This window comes from Roseibium sediminicola, assembly GCF_023156505.1.
GTDB lineage: Bacteria > Pseudomonadota > Alphaproteobacteria > Rhizobiales > Stappiaceae > Roseibium > Roseibium sediminicola.
This window is the reverse complement of sequence record NZ_JALNMJ010000004.1, coordinates 257,766-273,366: the sequence shown is the minus strand read 5'-3', so window position 1 is coordinate 273,366 and position 15,601 is coordinate 257,766. Positions and strand designations below refer to the sequence as shown.

General features: G+C 60.8%; 20 protein-coding genes and 1 tRNA gene. 17 read left to right on the top strand and 4 right to left on the bottom strand.

Features of this window, described 5'->3' with window-relative positions; translation table 11 throughout:
* Positions 1 to 28 precede the first annotated feature (28 nt).
* The 4 genes from M0H32_RS08480 (at position 29) to M0H32_RS08465 (ending at position 3,423) form a co-directional block, all read left to right on the top strand.
* Positions 29 to 316 (top strand): acylphosphatase, encoded by a 288-nt coding sequence (locus M0H32_RS08480; RefSeq protein WP_248153141.1) that lies wholly within the window; start codon positions 29 to 31, stop codon positions 314 to 316.
* Positions 317 to 464: 148 nt separating this feature from the next.
* The gene (locus M0H32_RS08475; protein ID WP_248153140.1) at positions 465 to 1,685 is read left to right on the top strand and encodes an NAD-dependent epimerase/dehydratase family protein; all 1,221 of its coding nucleotides are present in this window, start codon (positions 465 to 467) and stop codon (positions 1,683 to 1,685) included.
* A gap of 9 nt (positions 1,686 to 1,694) precedes the next feature.
* Entirely contained in the window at positions 1,695 to 2,561 is an 867-nt protein-coding gene (locus M0H32_RS08470; RefSeq protein WP_248153139.1) for a glycosyltransferase, read from the top strand.
* Between the two features lies 1 nt (position 2,562).
* Positions 2,563 to 3,423, top strand: coding sequence for an NAD-dependent epimerase/dehydratase family protein (locus tag M0H32_RS08465; protein ID WP_248153138.1), 861 nt, complete (start codon positions 2,563 to 2,565; stop codon positions 3,421 to 3,423).
* A 377-nt stretch (positions 3,424 to 3,800) separates the two neighbouring features.
* Here M0H32_RS08465 and M0H32_RS08460 read toward each other — a convergent pair whose 3' ends face one another.
* Together M0H32_RS08460 and lipB are read right to left on the bottom strand one after the other, a co-directional pair.
* Positions 3,801 to 5,759, bottom strand: coding sequence for a methyl-accepting chemotaxis protein (locus M0H32_RS08460; RefSeq protein WP_248153137.1), 1,959 nt, complete (start codon positions 5,757 to 5,759; stop codon positions 3,801 to 3,803).
* A 203-nt stretch (positions 5,760 to 5,962) separates the two neighbouring features.
* Positions 5,963 to 6,670: a lipoyl(octanoyl) transferase LipB gene (gene lipB / locus M0H32_RS08455; RefSeq protein ID WP_248153136.1), complete on the bottom strand. Its 708-nt coding sequence runs from the start codon at positions 6,668 to 6,670 to the stop codon at positions 5,963 to 5,965.
* Positions 6,671 to 6,775: 105 nt separating this feature from the next.
* On the opposite strand from lipB, the gene M0H32_RS08450 reads away from it, so the two are divergent.
* From M0H32_RS08450 to mgtE, 6 genes are all read left to right on the top strand, one after another.
* Complete coding sequence (locus M0H32_RS08450; RefSeq protein ID WP_248153135.1) at positions 6,776 to 7,042, top strand: FliM/FliN family flagellar motor switch protein; 267 nt, start codon at positions 6,776 to 6,778, stop codon at positions 7,040 to 7,042.
* A 132-nt stretch (positions 7,043 to 7,174) separates the two neighbouring features.
* Positions 7,175 to 7,261, top strand: a tRNA-Leu gene (locus M0H32_RS08445).
* A gap of 200 nt (positions 7,262 to 7,461) precedes the next feature.
* The gene (locus tag M0H32_RS08440) at positions 7,462 to 8,043 is read left to right on the top strand and encodes a hypothetical protein (protein ID WP_248153134.1); all 582 of its coding nucleotides are present in this window, start codon (positions 7,462 to 7,464) and stop codon (positions 8,041 to 8,043) included.
* Positions 8,044 to 8,184: 141 nt separating this feature from the next.
* Positions 8,185 to 8,673 carry a hypothetical protein gene (locus M0H32_RS08435; protein ID WP_248153133.1) on the top strand — a complete coding sequence of 163 codons (489 nt, stop codon included), beginning with the start codon at positions 8,185 to 8,187 and terminating at the stop codon, positions 8,671 to 8,673.
* Positions 8,654 to 9,010 carry an HdeA family protein gene (locus M0H32_RS08430; RefSeq protein WP_248153132.1) on the top strand — a complete coding sequence of 119 codons (357 nt, stop codon included), beginning with the start codon at positions 8,654 to 8,656 and terminating at the stop codon, positions 9,008 to 9,010. Before M0H32_RS08435 ends, M0H32_RS08430 begins: the two co-directional genes overlap by 20 nt.
* A 185-nt stretch (positions 9,011 to 9,195) precedes the next feature.
* Positions 9,196 to 10,611: a magnesium transporter gene (mgtE, locus tag M0H32_RS08425; protein ID WP_248153131.1), complete on the top strand. Its 1,416-nt coding sequence runs from the start codon at positions 9,196 to 9,198 to the stop codon at positions 10,609 to 10,611.
* A gap of 3 nt (positions 10,612 to 10,614) precedes the next feature.
* Here mgtE and M0H32_RS08420 read toward each other — a convergent pair whose 3' ends face one another.
* On the bottom strand, positions 10,615 to 11,058 hold the full coding sequence (locus M0H32_RS08420; protein ID WP_248153130.1) for a DUF1330 domain-containing protein: 444 nt from the start codon (positions 11,056 to 11,058) through the stop codon (positions 10,615 to 10,617).
* A 50-nt stretch (positions 11,059 to 11,108) separates the two neighbouring features.
* Here M0H32_RS08420 and M0H32_RS08415 point away from each other — a divergent pair, with 50 nt between their 5' ends.
* The gene (locus M0H32_RS08415; protein ID WP_248153129.1) at positions 11,109 to 11,708 is read left to right on the top strand and encodes a TetR/AcrR family transcriptional regulator; all 600 of its coding nucleotides are present in this window, start codon (positions 11,109 to 11,111) and stop codon (positions 11,706 to 11,708) included.
* Positions 11,709 to 11,737: 29 nt separating this feature from the next.
* Here M0H32_RS08415 and M0H32_RS08410 read toward each other — a convergent pair whose 3' ends face one another.
* A complete protein-coding gene (locus tag M0H32_RS08410; protein ID WP_248153128.1) occupies positions 11,738 to 12,475 on the bottom strand; it encodes a MarR family winged helix-turn-helix transcriptional regulator in 738 nt (245 codons plus the stop codon).
* Positions 12,476 to 12,625: 150 nt separating this feature from the next.
* Between M0H32_RS08410 and M0H32_RS08405 the strand changes: the two genes are divergently transcribed.
* From M0H32_RS08405 to M0H32_RS08380, 6 genes are all read left to right on the top strand, one after another.
* The gene (locus tag M0H32_RS08405; RefSeq protein ID WP_248153127.1) at positions 12,626 to 13,051 is read left to right on the top strand and encodes an organic hydroperoxide resistance protein; all 426 of its coding nucleotides are present in this window, start codon (positions 12,626 to 12,628) and stop codon (positions 13,049 to 13,051) included.
* 67 nt (positions 13,052 to 13,118) lie between these two features.
* The gene (locus M0H32_RS08400) at positions 13,119 to 13,409 is read left to right on the top strand and encodes a YciI family protein (RefSeq protein ID WP_248153126.1); all 291 of its coding nucleotides are present in this window, start codon (positions 13,119 to 13,121) and stop codon (positions 13,407 to 13,409) included.
* A 70-nt stretch (positions 13,410 to 13,479) separates the two neighbouring features.
* Positions 13,480 to 13,902: a VOC family protein gene (locus M0H32_RS08395; RefSeq protein ID WP_248153125.1), complete on the top strand. Its 423-nt coding sequence runs from the start codon at positions 13,480 to 13,482 to the stop codon at positions 13,900 to 13,902.
* A 54-nt stretch (positions 13,903 to 13,956) separates the two neighbouring features.
* On the top strand, positions 13,957 to 14,667 hold the full coding sequence (locus tag M0H32_RS08390; protein WP_248153124.1) for a glycoside hydrolase family 25 protein: 711 nt from the start codon (positions 13,957 to 13,959) through the stop codon (positions 14,665 to 14,667).
* 89 nt (positions 14,668 to 14,756) lie between these two features.
* Positions 14,757 to 15,158, top strand: a complete 402-nt coding sequence (locus M0H32_RS08385; RefSeq protein ID WP_248153123.1) for a MerR family transcriptional regulator — start codon at positions 14,757 to 14,759, stop codon at positions 15,156 to 15,158.
* Positions 15,158 to 15,601 carry a PaaI family thioesterase gene (locus tag M0H32_RS08380; protein ID WP_248153122.1) on the top strand — a complete coding sequence of 148 codons (444 nt, stop codon included), beginning with the start codon at positions 15,158 to 15,160 and terminating at the stop codon, positions 15,599 to 15,601. The genes M0H32_RS08385 and M0H32_RS08380 overlap by 1 nt, the downstream gene beginning before the upstream one ends.

The window sequence follows — 15,601 nt, the reverse complement described above, 5'->3', positions numbered from 1 at the left end:
TGCCTCAGGGAAGGACCGGGGGTGCTTGATGACAGCAGATCCATTGACCGTTCATGTGCTTGTTGAAGGCCGGGTGCAAGGCGTCGGCTATCGGGCCTGGTGCGCCGGCGAGGCGGAGGCGCGGGCGCTTTCCGGCTGGGTGCGGAACCTTGCCAACGGGTCTGTCGAAGCGGTCTTTTCCGGCCCCTCGGACACGGTCGTCGATATGCTGGACGCGCTCTGGCAGGGGCCTTCGCTCGCCCGGGTCAACACCGTCAGCAATCTGGATCCCGTCGATCCCGCCTCCGGCGCCTTCGAAATCCGGTCGACCACCTGACCGGTTTCCCGTGACCAATCGTCTCTCGTATATCAATCGTGAAGTTCGATATTGAGTTGTCACGGAAATATCGCAATGATCTGGTCTTTCAAATGGAACAATCGGAACGGCGAGACGTTTCGATACGGACAACCCGGGGAGATTTTCAGTGAAGATTGCGATACTTGGCGGTGATGGTTTTGTCGGCTGGCCCACGTCCTTGCATCTGTCGGATCAGGGACATGAAGTTCATGTCATCGACAATCTGAGCCGCCGGTGGATCGATGCCGAACTCGGTGTGCAGTCGCTCACGCCGATGGATTCGATCCAGGAGCGCACCCGGATCTGGAAGCAGGAATCAGGCAACACGATCCATTTTCACCTGATCGACATTGCCAAGAACTACGAGGTCTTCAAGGCCTGGCTGGCGGACAACCGCCCCGATGCGATCATCCATTTCGCTGAACAGCGCGCCGCGCCTTATTCGATGAAGTCGGACCAGCACAAGAACTACACCGTCAACAACAATGTCAGCGCCACGCACCACCTGCTGAACGCCATGGTGGAGCTGGATCTGGACGCGCATCTGGTGCATCTGGGCACCATGGGCGTCTATGGCTATTCCAGCGTCGGCGCGGCAATCCCGGAGGGGTATCTTTCCGTCGACGTGGAGACGCTCGGCGGCGAGAAGGCTTCTCAGGAAATCCTCTATCCGGCCAATCCCGGTTCGATCTATCACATGACCAAGTGCCTGGATCAGCTGCTGTTCCAGTTCTACGCCAAGAATGACGGCCTGAGGATCACCGACCTGCATCAGGGCATCGTCTGGGGCACGCATACGGAGCAGACCTTGCGCCACAAGCAGCTGATCAACCGCTTCGACTATGACGGCGACTATGGCACCGTGCTGAACCGGTTCCTCATCCAGGCGGCCATCGGTTATCCGCTAACTGTGCATGGCACGGGCGGGCAGACCCGTGCCTTCATTCACATCCAGGATTCGGTGCGCTGCATTGAGCTGGCGCTGAAGAACGCACCGCAGAAGGGCGACCGGGTCAAGGTGTTCAACCAGATGACTGAAACCCACCGGGTGCGCGATCTGGCGGAGCTGATTTCAAAACTCACCGGCGCGAAGGTCGCCTATCTGCCGAACCCGCGCAAGGAAGCCGCCGAGAACGACCTGGTTGTTGAAAACAAGCAGTTCCTGGAACTTGGCCTCAACCCGACCACGCTGGAAGACGGTCTGCTCAGCGAAGTGGTGGATGTCGCAAAGACCTATGCCTACCGGGTCGATCGCAGCCGCGTGCCAGCCGTTTCGGCCTGGACCAAGGAAATCGCCGAAGAGATCGAGCACGATCCGGAGCATCCGCGTTTGAAATCCGTTTCCTGAGGCGGGACGATGCAAGATGCTCCAGATTTCGACAGGGCGCCCGGAAGCCGGACCGCCTATGTGACGCTGGTGACCAACCGGGACTATGTGCTCGGCGCCACCGCGCTGCTGCGCTCGCTCCGCCGCAGTGGCACATCCGCCGATCTGGTAGTGCTCTGTACGCCGGGGGTCGACGAGGACGATCTTGCCGTCCTGAAGGCTTTCGAGCCGCGCCTCGGCCGCTGCGACCGTCTGCCGACCTCGGACGCCTTCAACGAACGCCACGAGCGTGGCCGCCTGCACAAGGCGGCCCCCTTCACCAAGGGCGGCAAGCCGGTGTTCCACACGCCCCTGGACAATTTCGTCAAGCTGCGCCTGTGGCAGCTCACCGAGTATGACAAGGTCGTCTTCATCGACGCAGATGCACTGGTGCTTAAGAATATCGACAAGCTGTTCGGCTATCCGGAATTCTGCGCGGCGCCCAATGTCTATGAAAGTCTCAAGGACTTTCACCGGATGAACAGCGGCGTCTTCACCGCCGTCCCGAGCGAAGCCACCTTCGCGGCAATGCTGGAGCGGCTCGATCAGCCGGAGGCGTTCTGGCGGCGCACCGACCAGACCTTCCTGGAAAGTTTCTTTCCCGACTGGCATGGCCTGCCGGTCTTCTACAACATGCTGCAATATGTCTGGTTCAACCTGCCGGACCTCTGGGACTGGGACCAGGTCCACGTGCTGCATTACCAGTATGAAAAACCCTGGCAGACCAGCCATGACAAGGTGGACCGACTGCGGCCGCTGATTGATCTATGGCAGGCCTTTGCCACCGGCGACGGCATTCCAGAAGATATTTCCGTGCTGCCGCGGCCTGTCGACGCGGCGGCGCTCAGGGCGTCCTGAGATGCGTGTCCTGCTGACCGGGGCAAGCGGCAGCGTTGGCCGGTTCATTCTGGCGCGGCTGATTGGAGAGGGCCATGGGGTTACGGTTCTGGGCCGCCGGCCGGTCGGCGGCTTTGCGGCCGCGTTTCATCCCTTCGATCTGTCGGCCCCTGAACCGCAGCTTGCCGAAGCCGATGCGCTGGTCCATTGCGCGCTGCTGCATGAACCCGGCCGCTTCCGGGGCGGGGAGGGCGACGATCCGGAGACTTTCAGACGCGTCAATGTCGATGGCACGCAGCGCCTGTTCGAATCCGCCAAAAAGGCAGGATGCCGGCGGGCGGTGTTTCTCTCCAGCCGGGCGGTGTATGGCGACCACCGTCGCGGTGAGATGCTCCAGGAAACGGACGACCCACAGCCGGAATCGCTTTATGGAGAGGTCAAGATGGCGGGCGAACAGGTTCTCGCGGAACTGAGCGACAGGGTCTTTCGTGGTTCCGTGCTGCGCGCGACCGGCGTCTACGGCCTGCCGCCGGGTTTGCAGGAACACAAGTGGTCGTCCCTGTTCGAAGACTTTGCGCGCGGCGACAAGATCACGCCCCGGCGGGCAACAGAGGTTCATGGCGAAGATCTGGCGGCGGCAGTGTCCTTGCTGTTTACGCGGGATGAGCCTGAGCCCTTTGAGGTCTTCAACGTGTCGGATCTGCTGCTCGACCGGCGAGATCTGTTGGCGGCCTATTCCGAGATTTCTGGCGTGACCGGCAAGCTTCCGGAGGAGGCCGTGAACATGCCCGGCATCATGACGACAGAGAAGCTGCGGGCGCTCGGCTGGACGCCGGAGGGCATGGATCGGCTGCGGGCGTTCCTAAGGGAACTGACAGCGTAACCGCATTGCTACCAACTCTGATATTCCCTCGTCATTGCCGGACTTGATCCGGCAATCCATGCCGTGACTTCACCAGATGGCACGTCCGTGCCGGAGGGGTTGAAACGGCATGGATGCCATGGTCGAGCCATGGCATGACGATGGGGGATGGGTTTGGCGAGAAAATGCGAGCCGTTTGCTTGCTTCCAGCCTTCGTCATTGCCGGACTTGATCCGGCAATCCATGCCGTGACCTCACCAGATGGCACGTCCGTGCTGGAGGGGGGTGAAACGGCATGGGGGCCATGGCCGAGCCATGGCATGACGATGGGGATGGGGTTCGCAAGAAAAAAGGCGGGCTTTTGAGCCCGCCTTCCTTCGTTGGAACTGCCTATTAGCTTATGCGGCGCGGATGCCTTCGAAGAAGCGTTCGACCTTGCTGCGCAGGTCCGAGGCCTCGGTGGACAGCGACTCGGCGGTCGACAGCACATCGGCGGCGTTACGGCCGGTGGACTGGGCACCGCTGGAGACCTGGATGATGGTCTCGGAAATCGAGTCGGTGCCGGTGGAGACCTCGTTGACGTTTTTCGAGATCTCGTTGGTCGCCAGGCTCTGCTGTTCGACGGAGACCGAGATGTCCTTGGAGATCTCCGACATTTCCGCGATCACGTTGGCGATGTCCTTGATGGCGTCGGCCGCCTGATTGGACACCGTCTGCATGGCCTGGATCTGGGTCGCGATCTCTTCCGTGGCCTGGGCGGTCTGGGTGGCGAGTGACTTCACTTCGGAGGCCACAACCGCAAAGCCCCTGCCGGCTTCCCCGGCACGCGCCGCCTCGATGGTGGCGTTCAGTGCCAGGAGGTTGGTCTGGGCTGCGATATCGTTGATCAGGCTGACAATCTGGCTGATCCGGTCGGTGGTTGCCACCAGGCTCTGCACCGTCTGATCGGTCTCCGATGCAGCCGAGGACGCCTTGTCGGAAATGCCGGCCTGGTCCTCGACCCGGCGGGCGATTTCGGCGATCGACGAGGTCAGTTCCTCAGAAGCCGCGGCGACGGAGCGGACATTGGCCGCGGTGTCGCCGGTGGTGCGAGCGGCGGCTTCCGCGTCGGTCGAGCTCTTCTCGGAAGTGTCGGCGAGTTCGCGCGCGGTGCGCTCCAGTTCTTCGGTGGCGTTGGAAACGGTCTCCAGCACGCTGCGGATTTCCTGGTTGAAACCGCCGAGCAGATCGTCGACGGCAGCAGCGCGGCGCTGCTTGGCTTCCTGCTCGGCTTCACGTTCCGCTTCGAGCTGGCGTTGAGCCTTGCCATTTGTCTTGAAGACTTCAACCGCGTTGGCGATCGAGCCGATCTCGTCGTTGCGCTCCAGGCCCTGGACGGGGGCGTCGAGATCCCCTTCTGCGATCTGTGCCATCGAACCGGTGACCGAGGCGAGGGGGCGTGCCAACAGCGTCTGGAACAAAGTGCCCAGAATGACAAGCATCAGGACGGTTGCGATTACGGTCGCGATGATCGCCGAATAGCGGAAGCTGGTCAGGCTGGCATAAGCCGCGGACTCATCGACGGAAAGGCCGATTTGCCAGTCGACCGGAAGACCGGTAACCGCTACGAACTGGATGATCCGGTCGCCGTTTGCATTGGAGGCGTATTGCGGTTCGCTGGAGACTTTCACGCCACCGTCCGGGAACAGCTCGTTCAGGGGTTTGGAAATCAGCGCGCTGTCCGGGTGGATCAGGATCGTGCCTTCAGAATCGGTGACAAAGACATACCCCAGGCCGCCCATATCGGAACTCGCCAGCATCTCCGCCAGGGTGGTGATGTCGAAGTCGCCGCCGACAACGCCGGCAACCGTGCCGCCGGCCTTGACCGGGGTGGCCGCGGTCACGATCAGGTTGCCGGTGGAGGCATCCTGATAGGGGTCGGTAATCGTCGAGCCACCCTTGGCGACGGCATCCTGGTACCAGGGCCGTTTGCGCGGGTCATAGCCTTCGGGAAGATCGGCCGGCGGCCACATGTTGAAGGCGCCGTCGGCGGCGACACCGTAATAGGTGGCGCTGAAATTGTCGGTCAGGGTTTTCAGGTCGAAGAATTCGGGGGTGACCTCGCCAGCCTTGGCGACGCGTTCGGCCGTGGTCTCGACCAGCAATATGCGGGCTTCGAACCAGTTGCGGACGATGTTGACTTCCGACTTGCCGACACCCGCCATGTAGTCGCGGACCTCGTCGGTCTTGGCGTTGCGTTGCAAGGTGTCGTTGAACAGGCCGAAGCCTGCGAAAATCGCGACGATGACGGCGGCGGCCGCCAGCAGGATCTTGGTGATGACGCTCTTGGAAGAGCGGGAGGTGCGAGACTGGGTCACAAACTTCGTTCCCGAAATTGAGAAAGTTTGTGACGTTTTTGACGCAATCGGGTGAAGGAATACTAAATTCGGCTCGGTCGGACGTAAGAAAGAGCTGGAATTTCAAGTATTATGTAAATTACTGACAGAAATGACGATGACGTTTCTTGGGGTGGCCGCGAATCGAAAAGGGAAACGGCACGGAACTGCCCCAATGGAAACGGTCAGCGCGAGACCGTCGGTCCGAAGATTTTCTCGAACTCGGCGCGCAGGACACTGTCATTTTCAGCCATCGTCACCGGAATGCCGAGATCGACCAGGCTGGTGACACCGTGCTCGGTGATGCCGCAGGGCACGATGCCGGAAAAGTGCTCCAGATCCGGCTCCACATTCAGACTGATGCCGTGGAAGGTGACCCATTTGCGCAGCCGGATGCCGATGGCGGCGATCTTGTCCTCCACAGTCGCGCCACGGTCCGGCCGGCGCACCCAGACGCCGACCCGGTCTTCGCGGCGTTCTCCGCGAATGTGATAGGACCAGAGCGTCGCGATCAGCCAGGCTTCCAGGGCGGAGACAAAGGCCCGCACATCCTGCTGGCGGCGTTTGAGGTCGAGCATCACATAGGCAACCCGCTGGCCGGGACCGTGATAGGTGTGCTGACCGCCACGGCCGGTGCGGTAGACCGGAAACCGGCCGGGCGCTACCAGATCGGCGTCATTGGCGCTGGTCCCGGCCGTATAAAGCGGGGGGTGTTCCAGCAGCCAGACCTGCTCGTTGGCCTCGCCGGCAATGATTCCCTGCACCCGTTCGTCCATTTCGGCCAAGGCCCTGTCATAGTCGACCAGTTCGTCCGTAATCCGCCATTCCACCGGCGCGGAGCCTGAAATTGGCAGAAAACTCAAGGAAAGGGCGTCTCGATCGGTGGGTGACATGTGGATGACAGTTCTTTGTTTTTTGAGCTGGCTGGCCGTACCGTGGTATGGTTAAGCGTCGGCGGCGCTTGCGTCGTTCGCCCTATTTAAGGATCTGCGCGTCTTATGACCACCTTCGATGAGATCAAAGTCGATATTTCCGTCGTGCTCGGGGAAAACGAAATGCCGGTGCACCAGCTGCTGCGCATGGGCCGTGGCGCGGTGATCGATCTGGACGTGTCCGAGGACGACGACGTGAAGATCTATGCCAACCAGACGCTGGTTGCCAAGGGGCAGGTGGTGCTGCTTGGCGAGCGGATCGGCATCTCGATCACCGAAGTGCTGATGCGGCCGCCGGAGATCCGGCCGATGCGCACGGACGGGCCGCTGTAACGGGCCAAACCTGCCCGCGCAAAGAAAAATCGCGCGCCTGTGAATTATTGCAAGAAGGGCACTTGCGCCCCCAAATTCCTTTTGCTACATGGAGCGCCTCGACGCTGACAGGCGCCGGGAACAATCGAATATGCGGTCGTGGCGGAATTGGTAGACGCGCAGCGTTGAGGTCGCTGTGGGGTAAAACCCGTGGAAGTTCGAGTCTTCTCGACCGCACCATTCGAACGGCAACGGAAGTTGCATCAAAGGCTGCCCTCGGGTGGCCTTTTTGATTCTTGTCGTCTCCTCCTGAAGCCGTCGGAATATGCCTATCGGAAGGCCTTGGGGACTGTCGGCAGGCGATCCGATGTGCTTTTCTCCTTGTTGACGCAATTGCCTGAAACCATTCGGTTTCTGCCAACAAGCTCCGGAGATCCTTCATGATGATGCCTCGACATGTCCTGTCCGCGAGTGTTTTTCTGGCGATTGGCGCAATGGTTTCCTGTGTCGCGGCGAGCGCTCAGGAGACCCTGATCCCCCCGCAATCCGTGGCCGGATCGGCCACTGTGCCGGTCGATGGCGACATCTATCGTTATCGGGCGGTGCTGTCCGAAACGGAGGACGGGGGAGATCTCTATATCTTCACCGACGCGGGCGAGGGCTGGGTCGAGACGGTGCATGCCAGAAATATCGTCTGGAAGGGCGGTATGTATGGCCAGGAACCGTGGCTGGAGATCAACGAACACGGATCGCTGAAACTCTATTCGGAGAATTCCGCCATCGGCCGGGACCGTTGGGAGCAGGTGCTGACGATTGCCTATCGCGGCGGCGAATTCCTCATCGCCGGGTACACTTTCAGCTACTACGACACGCTCGATCCGGACGGCGCCGGCCAGTGCGATGTCAATCTGCTCACCGGCAGCGGTGTCCACAACGACAGGAAATTCAAGACAAAGCTGCCAAAGACCAGGGTCGCCGACTGGACAATGGACACGCGTCCACCGGAATGCGCGCGGGACTGAGGTTCGTGGTTTGTATGCAAGTTGGGAGAGGCGGCAAAAGGGAAGCGCTTGTGGCGTTTCTGTCAGGAGCCGGTGCCAGCTCTCTTAATGATGCCGCATTTGCCCAGCCTGTATCTTCTTGAAAACCAAACCGGGTGACCTGTGCCTTCATTTTATCGTTCGCGCCTGAAAAAAGCTGCTTTTGCCGGCGCCGCGTTTGCGGCGACGGCTCTCGTGTTGCTTCAGCTTGTCTTCACGGCCTATTCGGTGAAGGAATTCTGGTTTGCCATTCCGTCGAACCCCTCCCTAATGCTCCGGTTCGTGCTGCAGCAGCTGATAACACTCGAAGTCTGGGCGGTTCTGCTCTCGACCTCGGAGTGCCTTGTCCTGGTGGTCGTCCTGGCAATGGTCTACTTGAAGCCGGGCTCGGCCTGGAAGGTGTATTTGGCGTATGCCATTCTGGATCTTGTATCACTCCTTCTGTCCTATGGGATTATCCAGTCACATATCCCCGGACACCTTCTACCCGTCGTTTTGACGGGGTATGGCCTCTCGATCCTGCGTTCAGGGGTCACGCTGGCCATTCTCTTCGGCATAGCCAGACTGGCTGGGCCGGCAGCCAGCACAGTGGATGTCGATGACTTCGCGTGACACGAATGGTTCAAGCGACAGGTTGTGTCACAGCCGATCTCTTCCGTTTGCGGTCGCGGGGTTTCTGCTGCTTTTGGGCAGTGCGGCGGCCTTTGCCCAGACCCTTACCGTCAATCCCGGTCGTTTCGGCGCGATGACCTGCCAACAGCTCTGGTACACCGAGCAGGAGGTTCTGGCGGAGGGTAGAGTGTGCCTCAAGACCGAGCGGGCCCGGCGGGCATTTCGACGCGCGCCGCGCTGCATTTCGGATGACGAGTCCATTTTGCCGGCGAAGGTGGAAGACTACCTGGATCAGTTGCGGCAAAGCGCAAGAGACAAAGGCTGCAAGGGCTTTTGAGCCTCCGCTGGCGCGCGCGCCGGGCGGCGGTGGCTGGAGAGGTATCGCAAACGCGTCCTTCCGCTTAAGTCTGTGGACCGGTTTCGCTTTTCCGGTGGCGCTTTTCCTTCGCAAACGCTAGTTCTGAACGAAAGGGCTGGTGCCGAGGTGCCGGATGAGGTCAACGCGCAAGGAGGAGGTGCCGGATGAGCGAAGCTGCTGAGCTTGATATGACCGCGCCTCCCGAACCGCAGATTCCGGTTCGCGACGAAGAAGAGCACCTCAACCCGGACTTCATTGCCGCCGTCGAGACGGCGATCCGGGCAAAGGACCAGTTCAGCCTGCGCGAACTGGCGGCGGATCTGCACGAAGCCGACACCGGCGACCTTCTGGAAACGCTCGACGCGGATGAACGGGCCGCGTTTATCCATCTGCTCGGCGATGATTTCGATTACACCGCGCTGACGGAAATCGACGAAGCGGTCCGTCTGCAGCTGCTGGAGGATCTGCCGAACGAGGTCATTGCCGAAGGCCTGGAAGACCTCGATTCCGATGACGCCGTCTACATTCTGGAAGACCTGGACGAGGACGACCAGGCGGCGATCCTGGAAGAGCTGCCTTATGCCGACCGGGCGCAGCTGCAGAAAGCGCTGGATTACCCGGAAGACAGCGCCGGCCGGCGGATGCAGAGCGAGTTTATCGCCGTTGCGCCTTTCTGGACGGTCGGCCAGACCATCGACTACATGCGCGAGGCGCGCGACCTTCCGGACAGTTTTTACGAAATCTACGTGGTTGACCCGACCTTCAAGCTGCTCGGCGCGGTGCATCTGGACAAGATCCTGCGCACCAAACGCCAGGAGAAGGTCACCTCCATCATGGAGGAGACCCGCCAGGCGGTGCTGGCAACGGAAGACCAGGAAGAGACCGCGCGCCGGTTCGAGCGCTACAACCTCGTCTCCGCCGCCGTCGTCGACGAGAACGAGCGTCTCGTCGGCGTGCTGACCGTCGATGACATCGTCGACGTCATCCAGGAAGAAGCGGAAGAGGACATCCGCGCGCTTGCCGGGGTGGGCGACGAAGAAATCTCCGACAGCGTCCTCACCATCGCGCGGTCCCGATTCACCTGGCTGGTGGTCAATCTCGGCACGGCGATTCTCGCCTCCGTGGTGATCGCGCTGTTCGAGGACACGATCGAGGCGATGGTGGCGCTGGCCGTGCTGATGCCTATTGTGGCCTCCATGGGCGGCAATGCCGGCACCCAGACCATGACGGTCGCCGTGCGCGGTATCGCCACCCAGGAGCTGAGCACGCGCAACATGCTGCGCGTGCTCAACCGTGAGGTCCTGGTGAGCATGCTCAATGGCGTTGCCCTGGCGGTGCTCATCGGGATCACGGCCTGGCTGTGGTTCGCCAGTCCGGGTCTTGGCATCGTGATTGGCGGGGCTATCGTGATCAACATGCTGTTTGCGGGCCTGTCCGGCCTCCTGATCCCGATCGTGCTCGACCGGGTCAATGTCGACCCGGCGATCGCCTCAAGCGTTTTCGTGACGACGGTGACCGACGTGGTCGGCTTTTTCGCCTTTCTCGGCATCGCCGCGCTCTGGTTCGGCCTGCCGCTTTAAGGATTATTGCTCGCCCGAGACCAGCACCTTCTGCCGTTCACAGGCAGCCGTGCGGTGGTGAAAGGCGCCACGATAGCTTTCGTCCGAATAAAGCGCAGTCAGGGCCCCCAGGTTCGGATAGGTGCCGATAGCGACGACGTCCCAGTCCTCTGTCTCTCCCAGGAACATGCCCTGGAACGGACCGACATGGAGAAAGCGTCCACCGGCGCGTTGCATCGCCGGAATGCTGACGGACGCGTAGCTCGCAAAGGCGTCCTGGCCGGAGGTCTCTCCGGTTCCCTGTGGATAGTCCGCCTTGTCCCGCAACTTGAAGAAATTGATCAAGGTGACCGGCTTGTCCGCCGGCCGGCCGAGGATCTGCGCCCACTGGTCCACAGTCGGACTGCTGCCGTCGGTGCCCGGGCCGTACCACGCGGTGAACTGGTTAACCTGCTCGTTGACGTTCATGTGCGTTCTCCTTAACTTTACACATGTCAAATATGGGAGTGACTTTACACGTGTCAAGTGTTGACAGGGTGGCGCGGACCCGCGCGGAGATATTGGACAGCGCCTGGGATCTGATTTCGGTGCGCGGCGCCGAGGTGTCGCTGGCGGAGATCGCGAAGGCGGCGGGGATCAGCCGTCAGTCGGTCTATGATCATTTCGGCTCCAGGGGCGGTTTGATCCTGGGTCTGGTCCGGCGCGCCGACGAGCGGCTGGACATCAAGGCACGGTTCGACGAGGCCTTTGAAACCGTCAATCCGGCGAAAAGGCTGGAAGCGTCTATCGAGGTCTGGATCCGGTTCGTTGAGGAAATCTATCCCGTGGCCTCGGACCTGATCCGCCTGCGCAGCACCGATGCGGATGCGTCGGCTGCCTGGGAAGACCGGATGAGCGAGCTGCGGGACTGGTTGCTGATCCTGACCGGATCGCTGGAGCGGGACGGAGCCCTGCAGGCGGATTGGTCCGCCAAGGAAGCGGCGGACTATCTGTGGGCGTCCTTCAGCGTCCAGAGCTGGGGCCTGCTGACACGCGATTGCAGCTGGTCCGAGGAGCGGGCGCTTGAGGTCCTGAAGCGGACCATCCGCCAGGCACTGTTGCGCCCGGCGGTTGCTTGATCACGGCTTTTGGAAAGCGAGGTGAGGGCCTAAACGTCCACGCCGGCTTCGCGCAAATTGTCGCGCAGCCGCATGATCTTCGACTGCAGATCCATGACTTCTTCCAGCTTGAGACCGGTGGAAGACAGGATGCAGGAGCTGAAATGCTCCGTCTTTTTCTGGAGCGCACGGCCCTTGCGGGTCAGCTTCAAAATGACCTGACGCTCGTCCTTCGGATTGCGCGTACGGGTCACCAGGCCCATCGCCTCGAGGCGCTTCAGGAGCGGTGTCAGCGTGTTGGTGTCGAGCTGCAGTTTCGCGGTGATCGTGCCGACCGGGACGTTGTTGTTTTCCCACAGAACGGTCATTGCCAGAAACTGCGGATAGGTCAGCCCGGCTTCCTTGAGCAGCGCCTTGTAGACGCCGTGCATCGCGTGATTGGCGGAATAGAGCGCAAAACACAGATACTGGTCGAGCGGCAAGGCATCGTTGGCGGCGATGGGACCATCCGGTGCTTCCGCCTCCAAAGGCTCTATTGCCTCCACCGCTTCCGCAGGGGCTGGGATTGGGGCGGGCGTGTTTGCAACGACTTCCGTCGCGGCCGGCTCAGGCATGGCAGTGTCAGTCGAAGCCGCCACGGGCTCTGACGCTTCAGCCGCCTTTTTGCGTGCTTTTTTCTCGGACTTTGCAGGCTTTGCCGGCTTGTCTTTTTTCGGTTTCTTGGTCTCTTCGGGCGCGGGCATTCCGATCGCGTCAAGAAGGGACATCTGGCTGGTCGTCTCGTTCATGTGCACTTTATAAATCGCGCGCGATATGGTCGCAACCTGTTGACCTTCGTCATCAGCGTCTATATGTGGGTAACTATATCGTGCACGATATAATCTTGAGCGATAAAAGTGGATTTTGTGACTGACTGCAGAGAGATATGGAGAGACCAGATGGCTGTAGATGTGCTGTATGAAACCCGCGCCAAGGCAACCGGTGGCCGCGACGGCGCCGCGGAAACCCTCAGCGGTTCCTTCAAGGTGACCCTGTCGACGCCGAAGGAGCTCGGCGGGGCGGGCGGTGCCGGCAACAATCCGGAAGAGCTGTTTGCCGCCGGCTATGCGGCCTGCTTCATCGGCGCGATGAAATTCGTCGGCGGTCAGGAAAAGATCGCGGTTCCCGCCGACACGACGGTCACCTCGACGGTCGGTATCGGTCCGCGTGCCGAAGGTGGCTTCGGTCTGACCGTCGTGCTTGAGGTCGCTCTGCCTGGTCTCGACAAGGCCGTCGCCGAGGACCTCGTTGCCAAGGCCCACCAGGTCTGCCCCTATTCCAACGCCACCCGCAACAATATCGACGTTCAGTTGACCGTTGTCTGATTGGGGCGCCGGCCCGGTCCCCTTGACCGGGCCGGCGCTTTTCATATTCAACCGGAGCAGATGTCCGATGAACCTTTTCGTGATTGACCTGACCTATCGCGCAGACCTGTCCGAGATCGACCGACTGCTGGAAGCGCACCGGGACTTCCTGAAGCAGCACTATGCTATTGGTGTGTTCCTGGCGTCAGGTCCGAAAGTGCCGCGCAATGGCGGCATCATCCTCGCCCAAGGGGAAAGCCGGGAGGCGATCGAACGGGTTGTCGAACAGGATCCGTTCAAGGCTGAGGGCGTCGCCGACTACTCAATTACGGAGTTCAGTCCTGTCATGACGGCTCAAGGGTTTCCAACTGCGGCATAGCCTCGACAGACCCGCCAGTCCCGCTATGCTGAGTGCGGAGCTTCGGTGAAGCGCGTGAGCGGGAAGGGATATGCGACCCAAACTGGATGGAATCCTGGAAACGGCGGTCTATGTCGATGACATGGACGCGGCGCATGTTTTTTACTCAGAAATTCTCGGCCTGAAGCGCATGGTGGCGGGGGAGCGGCTCTTTGCCTATGACGCCGGTCCCGCTCAGGCATTGCTGGTCTTCCATCGCGGTCATACCGGCGAGGATGTCGCGACCGAAGGCGGCGTCGTGCCGGGCCATGACACCACCGGGCGCAGCCATTTCGCTTTCCGGATTCCGGCCGATCAACTGGATGCCTGGCGAGACTATCTGGCCAGTCGGAACGTGGCCGTGACCAGTGAGGTGACCTGGCCGGCGGGCGGTACAAGCCTTTATTTCAACGATCCGGACGGCAATGTCCTGGAGTTGGCTGCGGCGCCACTCTGGCCGAATTTTCTGACGTGATTTTAACCGTTTTGGGGCAGTCTCTGACCGGATTTGGGACTTTGGGGTGGTGGAATGAATGTCTTGCAAGCAATCCTGCGGACCTTGTTCTATGTTGTGGTCGGCGGGTTGATATCGATTGTCGGAGCGGCATTTTTCTTCATGAATTGGGAACCGGACCGGGACGATTTCACCGTGCGCGGCATCGACGTGTCACATCATCTGGGCGATATCGATTGGCCGCAGGTTGCCGCGGACGACGTCGCCTTTGTCTATATGAAGGCGAGCGAGGGCGGCGACTTCAAGGACAGCGCCTTTGCCCGCAACTGGGCGGGGGCCGGCAGCGCCGGTCTGGCGCGCGGTGCCTATCATTATTTCAGCCTGTGCCAGCCGGGTCGGAAGCAGGCCGAAAACTTCCTGGGCGTCTTGCCGAAAGACAGCGATATGCTGGCGCCGGTGCTCGACCTGGAATTGACCAGCAATTGTGCCCGCAGACCGCCCGTGGAAGAGGTGTTGAAAGAGATCAGCGCCTTCACCACGCTGGTCGAGCAGGCACATGGCAAACAGGTCATCTTTTATGCGCCAGGCGACTTCTACGAGGCCTATCTCAAGGGCAGCGGCTTGAACCGGCGTCTGTGGGCGCGCTCGATCTGGCATCAGCCGGACTATGCCAGCGACTGGGTGATCTGGCAGTATCATGACCGGGGCAGGGTCAAGGGTGTCGAGAGCGATGTGGATCTCAATGTTCTTCAGTCCGATACGGTACTGGAAAAACTGAAATCCTAATTAGTCAAATTACTGTTATATAATACGAAAAACAGACCTGTTGACTTTAACGTAAAAACCCTGAACTGTGCGCCCAACAAGGAGCGGGCATGCAGCGCTATTACACCATCACCCAGCTGACCCAGGAATTCGATATCACCACAAGGACGCTTCGATTCTACGAGGCGCAGGGGCTGGTGTCACCGACACGCCGGGGCCGGCAGCGGCTTTATACGCCGGGGGACCGCACCCGCATCAAGCTGATCCTGCGCGGCAAACGGCTGGGCTTTTCCCTGAACGAAATCAAGGAAATGATCGAGATGTACGGCAGCGCACCGGGGGAAACCGGTCAGCTGCGCCTGTTGCTCGACAGAATTGCCGCCCGCCGCGCGGAACTCCTGGAAAAACAACGCGATATCGAACTGACATTGCTGGAGCTGGACGAAGTCGAGGCCGGTGCGCATGACCGCATGGCCGAGCTTTCGACCGGCTCGAAATCGGAGAAGGCCTGATGGATTTGTCGCCACGCGACCCGGATTGGAACGAACGGATCCGGTCAAGCTTTGCCGCTCAGAAATTCATGGTGCATCTGGGAGCGCAGATCGCGCATCTGTCGCCTGGAGCGGTGGATCTTGAACTCAAGATGGCGCCGGAGCTGACCCAGCAGCACGGCTATTTTCATGCCGGTGCGACGTCGTCCATCGCTGACAGCGCTGCCGGTTATGCCGCGTTGAGTCTGTTCGCGCCCGGCTTCGGCGTGCTGACCAGCGAATACAAGATCAATCTCCTCAATCCGGCCAACCAGCCTGTGCTGCTGGCGCGGGGCAGGGTGGTCAAGCCGGGCCGCACACTGACCATTGCCAGGGCGGATGTCTATGGCCTTGACGACGGCACACAGGTGCATGTCGCCACCGGCCTGTTCACGCTGATGAGCGTCTCCGGGGTGAAGGACTGA